Here is a 15,519-nt window from a genome sequence, read left to right as displayed (position 1 = left end):
CCGCTTCTCGACAGGCTCGCAACGAACGGCTCCCGGCTGTTATGCAAGGCCGCTCACGGCCAGTCCGGCCACCGCGCACATCGCCAGCACGGTCATCACCCCGCGCTTGGCTACGAAGATCAGCAGGGCAGCGGCCAGCGCGATGGCGGCGATGCGTCCGTCGATGCTGATCCAGTCGGGCCACCATAGCCGCACCGGACCGATCGCGACGCGCGCGCCGCGGGTGAACAGCACATGCAGCGCGAACCAGACGGTCAGGTTGCCGATCACGCCCACGATCGCGGCGGTCAGCGCGGCGAGGGCACCCTGCAAGCGGGGCGCGCGTTCCAGCCGCTCCATCCAGGGTGCCACGCTGAATATCCACAGGAAGCAGGGCGCAAACGTCACCCAGAGCGTGACCAGCGCGCCCAGCATGCCTGCGACCAGTGGCGTGAAGGGCGCGGGTGCCCGGAAAGCCCCCAGAAAGCCGACAAATTGCGTGACGAGGATCAGCGGCCCCGGCGTCGTTTCGGCCAGGCCCAGGCCATCGGTCATCTCGCCCGCCGACAGCCAGTGCATCGACTGCACCGCCTCCTGCGCCATATAGGCCAGTACTGCATAGGCGCCGCCGAACGTCACCACCGCCAGTTGCGAGAAGAAGGCGCCGATCTTCCACAATATATGATCGGGGCCGAGCGTCAGCAGGATCGCCAGCATCGGCGCGGCCCAGATGGCGATCCATATCGCGATCGACCGCAATGTGGCGCGCCATGGCAATGGCCCGACCGGCGTGTCGCCCGCCGCCTTGCCATGGGCATGCAGCCAGTCCGGACGGAGCCGTGCCAGCAGGAAGCCGATCGCCGCCGATCCCAGCACCACCAGCGGGAAGGGCAGGTTGAACAGGAACAGCGCCAGGAAAGCGGCAAAGGCCAGCGCCTGCTTGAAGCCGCTGTCCAGTGCGCGCCGGGCGATGCGGATCAGCGCCTGCACCACGATCGCCAGCACCGCCGCCTTGATTCCCAGGAACAGGGCGGCCACCGGCTTCAGGTCCGCGGCAAAGGCGTAGAGCATCGACAGCCCCAGCATGATTGCCGCGCCGGGCAGCACGAACAGCAGCCCGGCGATAAGCCCACCGATCGTGCCGTGCATCCGCCAGCCGATCCAGGTCGCCAGTTGCTGCGCCTCCGGTCCCGGCAGCAGGTGGCAGACATTGAGCGCGCGCAGGAAGGCGCCCTCTTCCACCCATTGCCGTTCCTCGACCAGTTCGCGGTGCATCAGCGCGATCTGGCCCGCCGGTCCGCCAAAGCTGATGAGGCCGGTTCGGCCGAAGACGCGGAAAAGTTGTGATAAATCCGGTTGCGACACGCACATCCCCCTTGGGCCAGACGCGACAGGGCGCGCCAAAGGCCCGATACAGCCGCAATGCTTGGGCGGGGAATGCCTGAACGGGAGATTGCCTTACCCCGTAGCCGCATCATGCGACGGCGCGGGGGCGGGCGCAAGCGGATTTACGCCGCCAGCGCGTCACCCCGGTCATGCGCACGGCGCGACGCCATGATATCGCCGACATGGTTTTCGGCCCAGTGGGTGATCTGGTCCAATATGCCGATCAGCCCGCCGGCCAGCGGCGTCAGCCGATATTCCACCGTCACCGGCACGGTGGGGAAGGCGGCCCGGCTGACCAGGCCGTCCCGCTCCAGGCTTTTCAGCGTCTGCGACAGCATCTTCTGCGAAATGGCGCCGATCCGCCGGCGCAGGTCGTTGAAGCGCACTGGCCCGTCCTTGAGCGTCAGCATCACCAGCACCGCCCATTTGTCGCCAATGCGGTCAAGTATATGGCGGGTGGGGCAGTCGGGATTATAGGCGTCGCCGATACGGGGCGGCTGAAGCAATTCCATAGGGGTTTCCTTGGCGTAACCTGGTGACGGGCAAGTGCCTTCTTGCGACGATGATATCCCAATCTCTATCTGGTTTCCATCAGTAACCACCTATGGAGACTCGGCCATGAAAGTAGCGATCATCGGCGGCACCGGCCGCGCCGGCACGGAAATCAGCGCGGAACTGGCGCGTCGCGGGCATCAGGTCACGGCCATTTCGCGCCATCCGGAAAATGCGGTCGATGCCGCAGGCGTCACAGCGGTGGCCGGCGATGTCCAGCACCCCGACGCGCTGGTCGAGGCGATCCGGGGCCATGATGTCGTGGTCAGCGCAGTGATGTTCTCCGACACTGATCCGGCCTCGCTGGTCGGCGTGGTGCGGGAGTCCGCCGTACCGCGCTATCTGGTGGTCGGCGGGGCCGGCAGTCTGGAAGTGGCGCCGGGCGTTGCGCTCATCACCACCCCCGAATTTCCCGAAGCCTATAAGGCCGAAGCCGGCAAGGGCGCGGATTTCCTGACCTATCTGCGCGGCGTGGACGACATCGACTGGACCTTCCTGTCGCCGTCCGCCTATTTCTTCGTTGGCGACCGCAAGGGCAGCTTCCGTTTGGGCAAGGATGCACTGCTGGTCGACGCCGATGGCAACAGCAGCATTTCCTATGCCGACTATGCCATCGCGCTGGTCGACGAGATCGAACAGCCGCAGCATAGCAAGGCGCGGTTCACGGTGGGCTATTAATGTCTCTTCTAATGCCCTTCCCGCTTGCGGGAGGGGCAGCGAGACTTGGTTCGGCGAAGCCGGACCTAGTCGCAGCGGGGTGGGCAATTGCAACGTCCAGCCCACCCCCTTGCCCCCTCCCGTAAACGGGAGGGGGAACAAGGTTTTAGGCCGCGCCCTCCAGCTTGTCCTGCGTCTTCGTGCCGAAGTCGCCTGCATCATGGCGTTCGTGCAACTGCTCTTCCAGCGGGCCGTTCGCCTTGTTGACCATGCGACCGCGCTTCACGGCAGGGCGGGCATCGATCTGCTGCGCCCAGCGCAGCAGGTTGGTGTAGCTGCCCGCGTCCAGAAACTCCGCCGCGCCATAGGCCCGGCCGAGCACCAGTCCGCCATACCAGGGCCAGATGGCGATATCGGCGATCGTATAGTCCGCGCCGGCAACAAATTCATGCTCCGCCAGCCGCTTGTCGAGCAGGTCCAGTTGCCGCTTCACTTCCATCGTGTAGCGGTTGATCGGATACTCATATTTCTCCGGCGCATAGGCGAAGAAATGGCCGAAGCCGCCGCCCAGCAGCGGGCCGGCGCCCATCTGCCAGAACAGCCAGTTCAGCGTCTCGGTCCGCCCGGCGGGATCGGTCGGCAGGAACTTGCCAAACTTTTCCGCCAGATAGAGCAGGATCGAGCCGGATTCAAACACGCGCTGCGGCGGGGATACGCTGCGGTCGAGCAGGGCGGGGATCTTGCTGTTGGGGTTGACCTCGACAAAGCCGCTGCCGAACTGGTCGCCATCGCCGATCTTGATGAGCCAGGCGTCATACTCGGCGGCGGACACGCCCGCCTCCAGCAATTCTTCCAGCAGGATCGTCACCTTCTGCCCATTGGGCGTGGCGAGCGAATAGAGCTGGAGCGGGTGATCGCCGACCGGCAGGTCCTTGTCATGGGTCGCGCCGGCGATCGGTCGGTTGATATTGGCGAAGGGGCCGCCATTCTCCTTGTCCCAGGTCCAGACTTTGGGCGGGGTGTAGCTGTCTGTCATGCGGGCTGACTCCAATAAGAGGATGTGGCCCGCAGGTAGGAAGCGGTCCCGCCGCCCGCAACCAAGGCTCGCTCAACTATCCATGATTAATGCGCATCCGTCCGCACGACCAGCACGCTGACCGGCGACTGGTGGACGATGGCGGAAGCGTTGGAGCCGAGCAGTTTGGACGAAAGCGACGGCTGGTGCGATCCGATGACGATCAGGTCGGCCTTGCGCCGCTCCGCCTCGATCAGCACTTCGTCGCGCACACGGCCGCGCCGGGTGAAAATCTGGGTGCGGGCCGGGTCCAGTCCCGCTTCGTCCGCCCATGCCTGCATGACGGCCATGGCCTCTTGCTCTTCTCGCTCGTCAAAGTCGATCGCCAGTAATTCGGAATAGCGGGTCGGGAGGTAATAGCGGACGTAAAGGATATGGACGGTGCCGGTCGCACCCGCAATTTCGGCCGCGCCGTTTATGGCGGCATGGGCCAGATCAGGGCTGTTGACGTCAACGGCGGCCAGGATCGTATTATGGGGCATCATCCTCTCCTTTTTGCTTGTGCCGATCATAACCGCCGACGCGCGCGCGCGATGCCCCCGTGACGTCCTTGTCATCAAAGATTCCCGATGCGACATATATGAGGAATAACCGCAATATCCGCGCAATCCGTCGCGCCGGGGATGACGATCGCACGGTGGACGCCTATCTGCGCCTCCAAATGGTTCGGGACATCGCTTCGGATCTGGACGGACAGGAAAATTTTTCCGTTCCCGCACTCTTGACCAGCGGAACAACTTTTCCATATGCATGCCGCTAGCACTCCTGCTAGGTGAGTGCTAACAAAGACAGGTTCATCGGGAGAAGGACAGGCGGACAGGGCATTCGGAGCACGACTCCGCTTTCCCATTCGCCGCGCCCCATCCCAAATTACGCCAAGGGAAAGGCAATCAACATGGCATTTCGTCCGTTGCATGACCGCGTTCTCGTTCGCCGCATCGAAGCGGAAGCGAAGACCGCCGGTGGCATCATCATCCCCGACACCGCCAAGGAAAAGCCGCAGGAAGGCGAAATCGTCTCCGTGGGTTCGGGCAGCAAGGCCGAAGACGGCAAGGTGACCCCGCTCGACGTCAAGGCTGGCGATCGCGTGCTGTTCGGCAAATGGTCGGGCACCGAAGTCAAGGTCGACGGTGAAGACCTGCTCATCATGAAGGAAAGCGATATCCTCGGCGTCATCGCGTAATTGCGAACCCGGTATCCATTCCATTTTTCGGCGGAAATTCGCACCCTGTAACGGTGTGAACTTCGCAAGTTTTGCAAGTCTCAAGACAGAGGAATTAGATCATGGCAGCGAAGGACGTAAAGTTTTCGCGTGACGCTCGTGAGCGCATCCTGCGCGGCGTCGATATCCTGGCCGACGCGGTCAAGGTGACCCTGGGCCCGAAGGGCCGCAACGTCGTCATCGACAAGAGCTTCGGCGCGCCCCGCATCACCAAGGACGGCGTCAGCGTCGCCAAGGAAATCGAACTGAAGGACAAGTTCGAGAATATGGGTGCCCAGATGGTCCGCGAAGTCGCTTCGAAGACCAACGACATCGCCGGTGACGGCACCACCACCGCGACCGTTCTGGCTCAGGCCATCGTGCGCGAAGGCATGAAGTCGGTTGCCGCCGGCATGAACCCGATGGACCTGAAGCGCGGCATCGATCTCGCCGTCGCCAAGGTTGTCGAAGACATCAAGTCGCGCTCGAAGCCGGTTTCGGGTTCGTCGGAAGTTGCCCAGGTCGGCATCATCTCCGCCAACGGCGACCGTGAAGTCGGCGAAAAGATCGCCGAAGCCATGGAAAAGGTCGGCAAGGAAGGCGTCATCACCGTGGAAGAGGCCAAGGGTCTCGACTTCGAACTGGACGTCGTGGAAGGCATGCAGTTCGACCGCGGCTACCTGTCGCCCTACTTCATCACCAACCCGGAAAAGATGGCCGTCGAGCTGGCTGATCCGTACATCCTGATCCACGAAAAGAAGCTGTCGAACCTGCAGTCGATCCTGCCGATTCTGGAAGCCGTCGTTCAGTCGGGTCGTCCGCTGCTCATCATCGCGGAAGATATCGAAGGCGAAGCGCTGGCGACCCTGGTCGTCAACAAGCTGCGCGGCGGCCTGAAGGTTGCTGCGGTCAAGGCGCCTGGCTTCGGCGATCGCCGCAAGGCCATGCTGGAAGACATCGCCGTCCTGACCAAGGGCGAAGTGATCTCCGAAGACCTCGGCATCAAGCTGGAATCGGTCACGCTCGGCATGCTCGGCACCGCCAAGCGCGTCACCATCGACAAGGACAACACCACCATCGTCGATGGCGCCGGTGAAGCCGACTCGATCAAGGGCCGCACGGAGCAGATCCGTTCGCAGATCGAAAACACCACCAGCGACTATGACCGCGAAAAGCTCCAGGAACGTCTGGCGAAGCTTGCTGGCGGCGTGGCCGTCATCAAGGTCGGCGGCGCGACGGAAGTCGAAGTCAAGGAACGCAAGGACCGCGTTGACGACGCCCTGCACGCCACCCGTGCAGCCGTTGAAGAAGGCATCGTCCCCGGTGGCGGCACCGCGCTTCTGTACGCGACCAAGGTTCTCGACGGCGTCACCGGCGCCAACGACGACCAGACCCGCGGCATCGACATCGTCCGCAAGTCGTTGACCGCTCTGGTGCGCCAGATCGCCAGCAACGCCGGTCAGGACGGCGCCGTCGTTTCGGGCAAGCTGCTCGACCAGAACGACACTTCGTTCGGCTTCAATGCGTCGACCGACACCTATGAAAACCTCGTCGCCGCCGGCGTCATCGACCCGACCAAGGTCGTGCGCACCGCGCTCCAGAACGCTGCCTCGGTCGCTGGTCTGCTGATCACCACCGAAGCCGCCATCTCGGAACTGCCCGAAGACAAGCCTGCCCCGGCCGGCATGCCCGGTGGCATGGGCGGCATGGGCGGCATGGACTTCTAAAAGCGATCAGACGGGCGGGGCATGGCTCTGCCCGTCAGTTCGAAGTCTTTCGCTCTTCGCGAACATCAGAAAAGGCCGGTGGAGCGATCCGCCGGCCTTTTCTTGTCCTATTCCGCTGTCCTACAATGGAGTGGCGATGTTACGCCGGCTGCTGCGCGCCGCCCGTCACCACCATCATCGGCAATTCAGCCCGCATTGCGAAACCCAGCGAGCGGTAGAGGGCGATCGTCCGGTCATGACTGGCATAGGCGTGAAGGAAGGGCGTCTCGCCCCGGTCCAGCATTGCCTGCGCCACGACCCGCATCAGCGCGCCGGCCAGCCCCCGACCGCGCCAGTCGGGATGGGTGCACACGCCGCTGACCTCGGTAAAGCCGGGCAGCCGCATCCTTTCACCCGCCATGGCAATCAGGCGTCCCTCCGCCCGCACGCCGATGAAGCGTCCGAGCCTGTGCGTGTGGGACCGGAAGGGGCCGGGTTTGGTCAGCAGGGCCAGTTCCAGCATGTCCGCCGCATCGCTTTCGTCCAGCAGCACCCAGCCGGGCGGAGGCGCAGTGGCCGGGCTGATCGACGGAGCGACCATCTGCGCCAGCATGGCGGTGCGGGCAACCTTGACGCCGGGCGGCGGGGTCCGGGCATCCGGTCCGACCAGCCATAATTCGTCCGCCTCCGGCACCAGCGCGGCGATGGCGGCTCGGTTCTCCGGGCTTTCGTCAGGCGCAGCACCGAAGGGGCCATGGAGCGGATCGATTCGACGTGCCCGGTCATCGCCCTGTGCCAATGCGGCCCATCCACTCGACAGGCTGTTCCAGACAGGGCGATCGAGCGGGTGCATGCGAAAAACTCCGGTTTCTGGATTCGGCTGTGACGGGCACGCCTAACAACAATGTTAACCGAAAAATAAACGGAAAATGCGAACAGCGGAGAGGGAACCGGAGACCCACCATTTGCGCGTGCTGAAAACATTGTTGGAAAGGCGCAGGGCGCAGGAGGCGGGGAACGACGCCGACGTACGGCGGAGCCTGGTCGAATCGCTCTACGCATCGCCGCGGTCCCTCACCATTGGCGCGGTCACCGGCGTGGCCGTCGGCATCGTCATCAGCACCCTGTCGGCGCCCGGACCGATCCAGCTGGTCGTTGCAGTCCTCTGCCTGGTGGCGACGTTGCGCGTCATTTCCGCCGTCTTTTTCCATCGCCAGCTGGTGCGCGGAACGGCCGTTGCTTCACGCAGCTGGGAACTGGCCTATGAACTGGGCGCGTGGGGCTATGCCGGCCTGCTGGGGCTGATGAGTTTCGTCACGCTGCTGGGATCGCCCAATACCGTCACCCACATGCTGAGCGTGTCTATGGCCACCGGCTATGCCGGCGGCATTTCCGGGCGCAATGCCGGCCGCGTCCAGATCGCCATCGGGCAGGTCTGCCTTACCCTGTTGCCCACTGCGACCGGCCTGTGGCTGGAAGGATCGACTGGCTATCGGGTGCTGTCGGTGGCGATGGTGATGATGGTATTGGGGCTGGCTGAAATCAGCTCGACCATCCACCGAATCGTCGTACAGGCGCTGGTCGGCAAGCGCGAACAGTCTTTGCTGGCGGAAAAGTTCGAGCGGCTTGCCCGATTCGACAGCCTGACGGGGCTTGAGAACCGCATGGCGATGCAGATGCGGCTGCGCGAGATATTCGACGCCAACCAGAAACGGAACGATGCCGTCACGATCCTGTGGATGGACATCGATCGGTTCAAGGAAATCAACGACTCGCTCGGCCATATGGTCGGCGACCAGTTGCTGCGCGGCGTGGCGGAACGGCTGAACGAAGTCGTGCAGGATCGGGGGCGCATCGCGCGTTTCGGCGGCGACGAATTCGTCATCATATGTCCGGACATGGACCGTGTCACCGCAGCGGCACTGGCGCAGGAGATTATCGGCTACTTCGCCCATGGTTTCGACCTGAGCGACAATCACCTCCAGGTCACAGCGTCGATTGGTTATGCGGTCGCCCCGCAGGACGGGCGCGACATGGACGAGCTGATGCAGCATGCCGATCTGGCGCTCTACGATGCCAAGCGCGAAGGGCGGAACCGTGCTGCCAGCTTCAACTGGTCGCTCAAGGAGCGGTTCAATCGCATCCACGAGATCGAGACGGGCCTGCGCCGCGCACTCGACGGGGGCGAACTCAAATTGCTCTACCAGCCGATCGTCGATCTGGAGAGCGGGCATATCGACGCCTGCGAAGCCCTGCTGCGTTGGGATCATCCGGTGCTGGGACCGATCCCGCCGTCGGAGTTCATCCCGATCGCGGAGGGCATGGGCATGATCGAGGCGATGACCGGATGGGTGCTGCGCGAAGCCTGCACCACCGCTGTGGCCTGGCCGGGCGATGTACGCATCGCTATCAACATTTCACCGGCCTCGCTAAAGTGCGCTGAACTGCCGGGCAATGTCATAGCCGCCCTGCTGGAATCGGGTCTGCCGGCCCGTCGGCTGGAACTGGAGGTCACCGAATCGATCTTCCTCGACAATAGCGGGCAGACCAACAGCATTCTGCGCGAATTGCAGCGGATCGGGTTGCGGCTGGCGCTTGACGATTTCGGTACGGGCTACAGCGCCCTGTCCTATCTGCGCTCCTACCGCTTCGATACGCTCAAGATAGACCAGAGCTTCATGGCGGGGGTCAGCGCCAATGCCGAAGATCGGGCCATCGTCCGCGCCATCGGCAATCTGGCCCGCGACCTGAAAATGGATACGGTGGCCGAAGGGATCGAGACGCAGGACCAACTGGCCCATGCCCGCGAAGCCGGCTTCACCAATGTGCAGGGTTATCTGTTCAGCCGCCCTGTCACCCGCGAGCGGGTCGCCGAACTGATCGCCGCAGGGCCACTCGCCGGCAGCGAGCGGCCCGATCCGGTTCAACGCCGCCGCCGCGCCTGAGCGCAGTGGCGCAGGCCAGCCTTATCCGCGCAACCGGGTCTGGGCCGCGGCAAGGCGGCGCATCATGCGCAGGTCGCGGTCCGACAGGGCCAGCGCCGTGTCGGTCCAGGTTTCGACGATGTCGATCAGTTCTTCCAGCGTCATCGGATTGACGCGGCGACCGGCGCGGTTGATGCCGACATAGCCGGCATGATGGGAGGCATGATCCCTGATCCACTGCGCGGTCGCGGCCTCGCCTTCGCCGGTGTCGACCACCTGCGTCACGATTCCCATCTCGTACATTTCATCCGCGCTGTAGATGCGGCCATCCGTGATCATCTGCCGCGCCAGAACGGGGCCGACCCGGCGGGACAGGATGGAATAGGCGCCCATGCCGGGGAAGAGGCCGAACAGGACTTCGGGCAGGCCGAAGCGGGCCTGTCGTTCGGCGATGATGACGTCGAAGCACATCAACGCCTCCAGACCGCCACCCAGAGCGTCGCCCTGCGCCAGCCCGATATTGATGATGTTCATGTCGTTGCAGTGCCAGATGCGGTCGACGATCTCGCAGCAGGCGATGCCATATTTCAGCAGGGTTTCGCGGTCGCGGCGCTGGATGCATTCGGCGAACATCTCTAGATCGCCGCCCAGGTTGAACACGCCGGGAAAGCGCGAACCCAGCACCATGAACTTCAGCAGTCCATCCTGGCCGGCGAAGGCGCGCTTGCTTTCCCGCTGCCAGGCCATCGTGTCCCGAATCAGGCCCATATTGCTGTTCGGCCGTTCAAGGGGCGTCATGAAGGCCCAGAGCGTCGACAAGTCTTCGTCCCAGCGAACGTCGATCTGCCCGAGGTCGAACAGGGTGGATTGGCGGAAGGCCTGATCCAGCCCGGCTCCAAGCGCCGGTTCCGTAGCGGCAAGCGGCGGAAGTTCGCCACTGCCTGACACATCGTCGTCGGATGCGGCCTCAGCCTCATCCCTGGTCGGATTAAAACGTCCTGAATCAATCATCTGCGACCCCATTTTGCTATTCTGCATGAAAAGATCAGGCTCGCGCGCAGCATGCAATCAACCCGAACATGATTAATAGTCCGTTAACCATTTTTGCCTGCTACTGTTGCAAGGAGGTCGCCCCAAAAGCCGCCAAAGCGGGCCGAATGTGGCGCATATGCCACAAATGCGCATTTTGATCGGGTGTAAAATTATGGCTCAGGCCTTTGTTAACCTTTGTTAATTATGACGATGTGCATGAACGAGCCGCGTCCCCATAGTCCGAGCGTCACCCTGGCCCTGCATGACGAAGCGGGTGATCCATGGCCGCTGCGCCTGTCTGCCGACTGTTTACGGTTCATTGGCCCTTATCGTCGGGTCGAGGGGTTCAACATCGACGCCATGGCGCTGTTCGAAGGGGTACGCCGGGCCGGTTGATCCTGTCTTGCCTTTGCCTGCTTCTTGAACCTGCGCGGGTTCGGCCGTAGAGCGCGGCGATGAGCAAGCCCCGTTTTTCCTTTTCCATCACCGCCACCGACGGCAAGGCCCGCGCCGGTGCGATCCAGATGCGCCGCGGAGAAATCCGTACGCCTGCCTTCATGCCCGTGGGGACCGCCGCCACCGTCAAGGCGATGCGCCCGGCCGAAGTGCGCGCGACGGGCGCGGATATCATATTGGGCAATACCTATCATCTGATGCTGCGGCCCGGCGCCGAGCGTATGGCACGTCTGGGCGGCCTGCATGGCTTTATGGGCTGGGACCGACCGATCCTGACCGACAGTGGCGGCTATCAGGTGATGAGCCTGAGCGCGCTGACCAAGATGAGCGAGGAGGGGGTTGCCTTCTCCAGCCATATCGACGGGTCGAAGCATATGCTGACCCCCGAACGGTCGATGGAAATCCAGCGCCTGCTGGACAGCGATATCGTGATGGCGTTCGACGAATGCACCAAGAATGGCTGTACCCATGACGAAGCGGCCAAGTCGATGGAACGATCGATGCGCTGGGCCAGGCGTTCGCGTGACGGGTTCGATGCCGGCGGCGAGCATGCCGAGCGCGCCGCGCTGTTCGGCATCCAGCAGGGATCGCTGGATGAAGGGCTGCGCAAGATTTCAGCTGAAAAGCTGATCGAGGTCGGTTTCGACGGCTATGCTGTGGGCGGACTCGCAGTGGGCGAGGGGCAGGAGGCGATGTTCGCCACGCTCGATTTCGCACCCGACATGTTGCCGCAGGACAAGCCGCGCTATTTGATGGGCGTGGGCAAGCCCGACGATATCGTCGGCGCAGTCGAACGCGGCATCGACATGTTCGATTGCGTGCTGCCGACCCGGTCCGGCCGCAATGGTCAGGCGTTTACCTGGGCCGGCCCGCTCAACATCCGCAATGCCAAGTTCAACGAGGATCAGGGGCCGCTCGATCCGCACTGCGGTTGCCCGGTCTGTGCGACCTGGAGCCGCGCCTATCTGCACCATCTGGTGAAGGCGGGCGAAATGCTGGGGGCGATGCTGATGACCCAGCATAATATCCACTTCTATCAGGAATTGATGCAGGGGCTGCGCGATAATATCGCCGCCGGTACGCTGGCCAGCTTCACGGCGGACTTCCGGCGCGATTACCAAAAGGTCTGATCGAGTCCGACTGCCTGGGACGTGCTTCAGGCGGCGTAGGCCCATGCCGAGCGCCAGGAATTGGTCGATAAAGTGACAAAAGCACCGCAAAATGCGCGTGAAATTGTCACTTTATGTCGCTTTTGCCGTGCCTGTATCGCGCAGCGGGCAGCGCATCTTCTGTCGAGAATGGAAGGAGCCGATCGCAGGGTAATCGAGATCGGCCTGTAGGACAGAGAATTGCCCGACAATATGTCTAGGGGATCACGGTGATGGTGATGGCATAGCTGCCCGCTATGCCGTCATAGTCCAGCGGCGCACGCAACTGGCGCGACAGGCCCGTCAGGACGCGGCCGTAGCGCTCGTCCAGATAGCTGGCCATCTCGTCCGACTCTTTCAGCCCGGGTGACCGGACCATCAACCGTGCCCGGTCTTCGGATCCCGGTTCAAGCTGCACGGAGACGCGCATGGTCGATTGGGGCGCCAGCATCATGGCCAGTTCGACCAGTTCGGTCAGCAGGAAGGCGATCGGGACGGCGACATCCTGGCTGATATGCAGATTGTCGCTGTCGATCTGGATAACGAAGCGGCGGGCCGCCGTGGGGGCCGTGCCACGCAGACTGGCCGACAATTCGCTGATGAGAGGACGGACGCCAACACCGCGATTTTCTTCCAGCTCCGCGAAATGGTTACGATGGACCACCGACAGCGCATCGACCCGGCGCTGGATCGATGCATAGGCTTGCGATGCCTCGATATTATGGGCGGACCGCGCATGCAGGTTGATGAGGCTGGCGATGATTTGCAGGTTGTTCTTGACCCGGTGATGCACTTCCCGCGTCAGCTTGCGCTGGGTTTCCAGCCCCTCGGCCATTTCCGCCTCATGGGTGGCGACATCCTTGCTGATCTCATGGAAGGTTTCGCCCAGAGCCATGATCTCCAGCGCGGGCGTGCGGATGCGTCGCAACGGTTCGAGAACCTCACCGGGCTGATAGGCTGCGACGACGCGGCGCAGCAGCACCAAGGGACGGATCAGCAGCCGATTGACGACGAACCAGCCGATTGCGGCCGCGGCGAACCACATGACCAGAGGCAGGAACAGCGACAGCATCCGCGCCAGTGTGGCGGGCGGTTCTCGAACGGTCATGGTCAACAATATGTCGGGGGGATCGAGCCGCGCCGACAGGCTGTTGCTGTGACCGCTGACGCCGCCACCCGGTCGGCTGACGATCAGTTGATTGCTTCCCTGCCGCAAGGTGAGTTGTCGGTTCTGCAAGGCGGTGGCGGGGTCGGCGACACTTTCCAGATGTGCCCGTGAATAATAGGAAAGGGCGACCATCTGGCCGTTGCGGCTGCGCACCCGGCTGACGAGGTGCGTCGGCAACAGCTGCGCGATCGGCCTGTCAAAGCGGTTGGCGGCAGTGATGCCCGCGGGTTCGGGCTGGGACGACCGGCACAGGATGCGGCCGTCGCGGTCGTAAATGTAGAAATGCCCGCCCTCCGCATCATGCGAAGTCAGGAAGAAGGCCAGGCGCCGGCACATGCCCTTGTCAGCGGCGCCGTTGGCGATCGCGTTAACGGTCAGTTCGAGCGCGGTACGGTCCGATTGCAAATCGGCGGTGAGTTTCCGCGCGCTTTGCGTCACGGCTACGCGCAGCAGCGCTTCCTTTTCCAGGTCGGCGGTGCGGATAGCCTGAAGCGAGGCGACCAGCGCGATCAGCCCGAGCGGCAACAGGGCGAGGGTCAGGATGAGGAACATCTTGACCCCGGTGGACCGGAAAAAATGCAGCAGGGGCTCGATCATCGAGCGGGCTGCCGGAGGAAGGCTGCCCCCGATCATAGGCGTCTCAGTCCAGCTTGCTCAACAGATCCAGCATTTCGGAGGGTATATCCTCCTCTATGGCGCGCTGATACACGGTACGCAGCGCCTGGGAGACGTTGCCATCTTCCTTGCTCGCGGCAGGGCGGCGCTTGCGCTGGGCGGCGGAGCCCTTCACCTTGTCTTTACCGGTCGCGGCGTCGGCACTCTTGTCGTCATCGGCCACGCCCCGCTCCGTCGTTGAAGAAACCAAAATCAGCCCCTCTGCAGCAATTTCCGCCATGCCGGCTCGCCCGTTTCGCGGGTTTCCGTCATGACGTCAATTCACACAACCGTGCAATCCATGGGAAATTCACGATATCATCGAAAAAACCATCTGGATGCGAAACAAATTCCCATGTCGATGGTTCCGCCCCTCGAAGCTTTTTTTACGCTGCACGAGTTTGCGTAGCGATGGGCGGCGGGGGGTTGTCATAATGACATGGACATTCCATCCTCCCTGGCGTTCCCATGCTTCGGGACAATGATGCCCCAAAGGGCAGGGAGAAGACTTGACGATGTCGCTTGGACAGCAACTGCACCCCCATCTTCCGTTCCTGCGGCGCTATGCCCGGGCGCTGACCGGTAGCCAGACCCATGGTGACGCCTATGTCCGTGCCGCGCTGGAAGCGATCGTTGCCGCACCGGAGGAATTCCCCAGCGATGTCGATCCCCGGCTTGGCCTCTACAAGACCTTCCAGGCCATCTGGTCTTCGGCGCATCTGGAAGATCTGCCCAATTCTGCCGGCAATGGCCGGGAGGCGATCGCGCAGGCCCGGCTTGCCCGACTGACGCCGCTGCCGCGCCAGGCGCTGCTGCTGACGGCTCTGGAAGGTTTCACCGTCGATGACGTGTCCTATCTGATCGATCTGGACAGCAGCGACGTCGAGGCATTGGTCGAGGAAGCGCTTGGCGAAATCGAGGCGCAGACCCGTGCGAAGGTGCTCATCATCGAGGACGAGCCGATCATTGCGATGGACATCGAGACGATCGTCCGCGACCTTGGCCATGATGTCACTGCAATCGCGGTTACTCGCGAGGATGCCGTGCGCGAGGCGCTTGCCGACCGGCCGGGCCTGGTGCTGGCCGACATCCAACTGGCCGACGACAGCAGCGGTATTGACGCGGTGAAGGATATTCTTGCCGAATTTTCGGTGCCGGTGATCTTCATCACGGCCTTCCCGGAACGGCTGTTGACGGGCGAACGGCCCGAGCCGACTTTCCTCATCACCAAGCCGTTCCAGCGCGCGACGGTGAAAGCGGCAATCTCCCAGGCACTCTTCTTTGACGAGGCCACTGCGCCCGCCTGAAGCGCGGGGTCATAAAGTCACGGAACCCCGATCGGAGCGCTGCGTTAATGATGCGTAACGATCGGGAGACGTGTCATGGCCGAACAGGAAAGACATATCGCAACCGATGACGCGCGCGCAGGCGCCACGCCCCATGTGGTGCGCTACGTACTCGCCATCTCGCTGGCGCTGGCGATTTTCGCCATGCTGATGGTGATATGGCGATAGAGCGACAGAACGGAAAGTTGGTTCTTGGCAGTGATCGGTTTAGGGTACGGATGCTCATATGGCTTTG

General features: G+C 63.0%; 16 protein-coding genes. 8 read left to right on the top strand and 8 right to left on the bottom strand.

All coding sequences use genetic code 11. From position 1 onward, the window contains the following. Positions 1-39: 39 nt before the first annotated feature. Both chrA and ACNHGR_RS08660 read right to left on the bottom strand, forming a co-directional pair. A complete protein-coding gene (gene chrA, locus ACNHGR_RS08665; RefSeq protein WP_475285439.1) occupies positions 40-1,350 on the bottom strand; it encodes a chromate efflux transporter in 1,311 nt (436 codons plus the stop codon). Positions 1,351-1,487: 137 nt separating this feature from the next. Next, positions 1,488-1,877 carry a winged helix-turn-helix transcriptional regulator gene (locus tag ACNHGR_RS08660; protein ID WP_184266286.1) on the bottom strand — a complete coding sequence of 130 codons (390 nt, stop codon included), beginning with the start codon at positions 1,875-1,877 and terminating at the stop codon, positions 1,488-1,490. Positions 1,878-1,983: 106 nt separating this feature from the next. Here ACNHGR_RS08660 and ACNHGR_RS08655 point away from each other — a divergent pair, with 106 nt between their 5' ends. Continuing rightward, positions 1,984-2,595 carry an NAD(P)-dependent oxidoreductase gene (locus ACNHGR_RS08655; RefSeq protein ID WP_475285436.1) on the top strand — a complete coding sequence of 204 codons (612 nt, stop codon included), beginning with the start codon at positions 1,984-1,986 and terminating at the stop codon, positions 2,593-2,595. Between the two features lie 145 nt (positions 2,596-2,740). Here the strand turns inward: ACNHGR_RS08655 and yghU are convergent, their stop codons facing one another. Further along, positions 2,741-3,610, bottom strand: a complete 870-nt coding sequence (gene yghU, locus ACNHGR_RS08650; RefSeq protein ID WP_475285434.1) for a glutathione-dependent disulfide-bond oxidoreductase — start codon at positions 3,608-3,610, stop codon at positions 2,741-2,743. Positions 3,611-3,696: 86 nt separating this feature from the next. After that, positions 3,697-4,131: a universal stress protein gene (locus tag ACNHGR_RS08645; RefSeq protein ID WP_475285432.1), complete on the bottom strand. Its 435-nt coding sequence runs from the start codon at positions 4,129-4,131 to the stop codon at positions 3,697-3,699. Positions 4,132-4,544: 413 nt separating this feature from the next. Here ACNHGR_RS08645 and groES point away from each other — a divergent pair, with 413 nt between their 5' ends. Further along, a complete protein-coding gene (gene groES, locus ACNHGR_RS08640; RefSeq protein WP_475285430.1) occupies positions 4,545-4,832 on the top strand; it encodes a co-chaperone GroES in 288 nt (95 codons plus the stop codon). A gap of 101 nt (positions 4,833-4,933) precedes the next feature. Next, positions 4,934-6,577, top strand: coding sequence for a chaperonin GroEL (gene groL, locus ACNHGR_RS08635; RefSeq protein WP_184266274.1), 1,644 nt, complete (start codon positions 4,934-4,936; stop codon positions 6,575-6,577). A 139-nt stretch (positions 6,578-6,716) separates the two neighbouring features. On the opposite strand, the gene ACNHGR_RS08630 is transcribed toward groL, so the two are convergent. Continuing rightward, positions 6,717-7,409 carry a GNAT family N-acetyltransferase gene (locus ACNHGR_RS08630; RefSeq protein ID WP_475285428.1) on the bottom strand — a complete coding sequence of 231 codons (693 nt, stop codon included), beginning with the start codon at positions 7,407-7,409 and terminating at the stop codon, positions 6,717-6,719. Positions 7,410-7,521: 112 nt separating this feature from the next. Between ACNHGR_RS08630 and ACNHGR_RS08625 the strand changes: the two genes are divergently transcribed. After that, complete coding sequence (locus tag ACNHGR_RS08625; RefSeq protein WP_475285426.1) at positions 7,522-9,501, top strand: putative bifunctional diguanylate cyclase/phosphodiesterase; 1,980 nt, start codon at positions 7,522-7,524, stop codon at positions 9,499-9,501. Positions 9,502-9,522: 21 nt separating this feature from the next. On the opposite strand, the gene ACNHGR_RS08620 is transcribed toward ACNHGR_RS08625, so the two are convergent. Continuing rightward, entirely contained in the window at positions 9,523-10,491 is a 969-nt protein-coding gene (locus ACNHGR_RS08620; protein WP_475285424.1) for a crotonase/enoyl-CoA hydratase family protein, read from the bottom strand. 237 nt (positions 10,492-10,728) lie between these two features. Between ACNHGR_RS08620 and ACNHGR_RS08615 the strand changes: the two genes are divergently transcribed. Both ACNHGR_RS08615 and tgt read left to right on the top strand, forming a co-directional pair. Continuing rightward, complete coding sequence (locus tag ACNHGR_RS08615) at positions 10,729-10,908, top strand: hypothetical protein (RefSeq protein ID WP_184266262.1); 180 nt, start codon at positions 10,729-10,731, stop codon at positions 10,906-10,908. 59 nt (positions 10,909-10,967) lie between these two features. After that, positions 10,968-12,098, top strand: a complete 1,131-nt coding sequence (gene tgt, locus ACNHGR_RS08610) for a tRNA guanosine(34) transglycosylase Tgt (RefSeq protein ID WP_475285422.1) — start codon at positions 10,968-10,970, stop codon at positions 12,096-12,098. A gap of 235 nt (positions 12,099-12,333) precedes the next feature. On the opposite strand, the gene ACNHGR_RS08605 is transcribed toward tgt, so the two are convergent. Further along, the gene (locus tag ACNHGR_RS08605; RefSeq protein ID WP_475285420.1) at positions 12,334-13,881 is read right to left on the bottom strand and encodes a sensor histidine kinase; all 1,548 of its coding nucleotides are present in this window, start codon (positions 13,879-13,881) and stop codon (positions 12,334-12,336) included. Positions 13,882-13,924: 43 nt separating this feature from the next. Next, complete coding sequence (locus ACNHGR_RS08600) at positions 13,925-14,179, bottom strand: NepR family anti-sigma factor (protein ID WP_184266256.1); 255 nt, start codon at positions 14,177-14,179, stop codon at positions 13,925-13,927. A gap of 274 nt (positions 14,180-14,453) precedes the next feature. Here ACNHGR_RS08600 and ACNHGR_RS08595 point away from each other — a divergent pair, with 274 nt between their 5' ends. Both ACNHGR_RS08595 and ACNHGR_RS08590 read left to right on the top strand, forming a co-directional pair. Continuing rightward, positions 14,454-15,245: a response regulator gene (locus ACNHGR_RS08595; protein WP_475288367.1), complete on the top strand. Its 792-nt coding sequence runs from the start codon at positions 14,454-14,456 to the stop codon at positions 15,243-15,245. A gap of 75 nt (positions 15,246-15,320) precedes the next feature. Continuing rightward, a complete protein-coding gene (locus ACNHGR_RS08590) occupies positions 15,321-15,452 on the top strand; it encodes a hypothetical protein (protein ID WP_475285417.1) in 132 nt (43 codons plus the stop codon). Positions 15,453-15,519: the final 67 nt, after the last annotated feature.

The organism is Sphingobium sp. RS1, assembly GCF_056156825.1.
The sequence above is the reverse complement of the archived record's forward strand: the minus strand, read 5'-3'. Positions and strand labels throughout refer to the sequence as shown.

Excerpts from the sequence above, each read along its gene's own strand:
- chrA (WP_475285439.1), bottom strand. The coding sequence starts at position 1,350 with ATGTGCGTGTCGCAACCGGATTTATCACAACTTTTCCGCGTCTTCGGC.
- ACNHGR_RS08660 (WP_184266286.1), bottom strand. The coding sequence starts at position 1,877 with ATGGAATTGCTTCAGCCGCCCCGTATCGGCGACGCCTATAATCCCGAC.
- ACNHGR_RS08655 (WP_475285436.1), top strand. The coding sequence starts at position 1,984 with ATGAAAGTAGCGATCATCGGCGGCACCGGCCGCGCCGGCACGGAAATC.
- yghU (WP_475285434.1), bottom strand. The coding sequence starts at position 3,610 with ATGACAGACAGCTACACCCCGCCCAAAGTCTGGACCTGGGACAAGGAG.
- ACNHGR_RS08645 (WP_475285432.1), bottom strand. The coding sequence starts at position 4,131 with ATGCCCCATAATACGATCCTGGCCGCCGTTGACGTCAACAGCCCTGAT.
- groES (WP_475285430.1), top strand. The coding sequence starts at position 4,545 with ATGGCATTTCGTCCGTTGCATGACCGCGTTCTCGTTCGCCGCATCGAA.
- groL (WP_184266274.1), top strand. The coding sequence starts at position 4,934 with ATGGCAGCGAAGGACGTAAAGTTTTCGCGTGACGCTCGTGAGCGCATC.
- ACNHGR_RS08630 (WP_475285428.1), bottom strand. The coding sequence starts at position 7,409 with ATGCACCCGCTCGATCGCCCTGTCTGGAACAGCCTGTCGAGTGGATGG.
- ACNHGR_RS08620 (WP_475285424.1), bottom strand. The coding sequence starts at position 10,491 with ATGATTGATTCAGGACGTTTTAATCCGACCAGGGATGAGGCTGAGGCC.
- ACNHGR_RS08615 (WP_184266262.1), top strand. The coding sequence starts at position 10,729 with ATGAACGAGCCGCGTCCCCATAGTCCGAGCGTCACCCTGGCCCTGCAT.
- tgt (WP_475285422.1), top strand. The coding sequence starts at position 10,968 with ATGAGCAAGCCCCGTTTTTCCTTTTCCATCACCGCCACCGACGGCAAG.
- ACNHGR_RS08605 (WP_475285420.1), bottom strand. The coding sequence starts at position 13,881 with ATGATCGAGCCCCTGCTGCATTTTTTCCGGTCCACCGGGGTCAAGATG.
- ACNHGR_RS08600 (WP_184266256.1), bottom strand. The coding sequence starts at position 14,179 with ATGGCGGAAATTGCTGCAGAGGGGCTGATTTTGGTTTCTTCAACGACG.
- ACNHGR_RS08595 (WP_475288367.1), top strand. The coding sequence starts at position 14,454 with ATGTCGCTTGGACAGCAACTGCACCCCCATCTTCCGTTCCTGCGGCGC.
- ACNHGR_RS08590 (WP_475285417.1), top strand. The coding sequence starts at position 15,321 with ATGGCCGAACAGGAAAGACATATCGCAACCGATGACGCGCGCGCAGGC.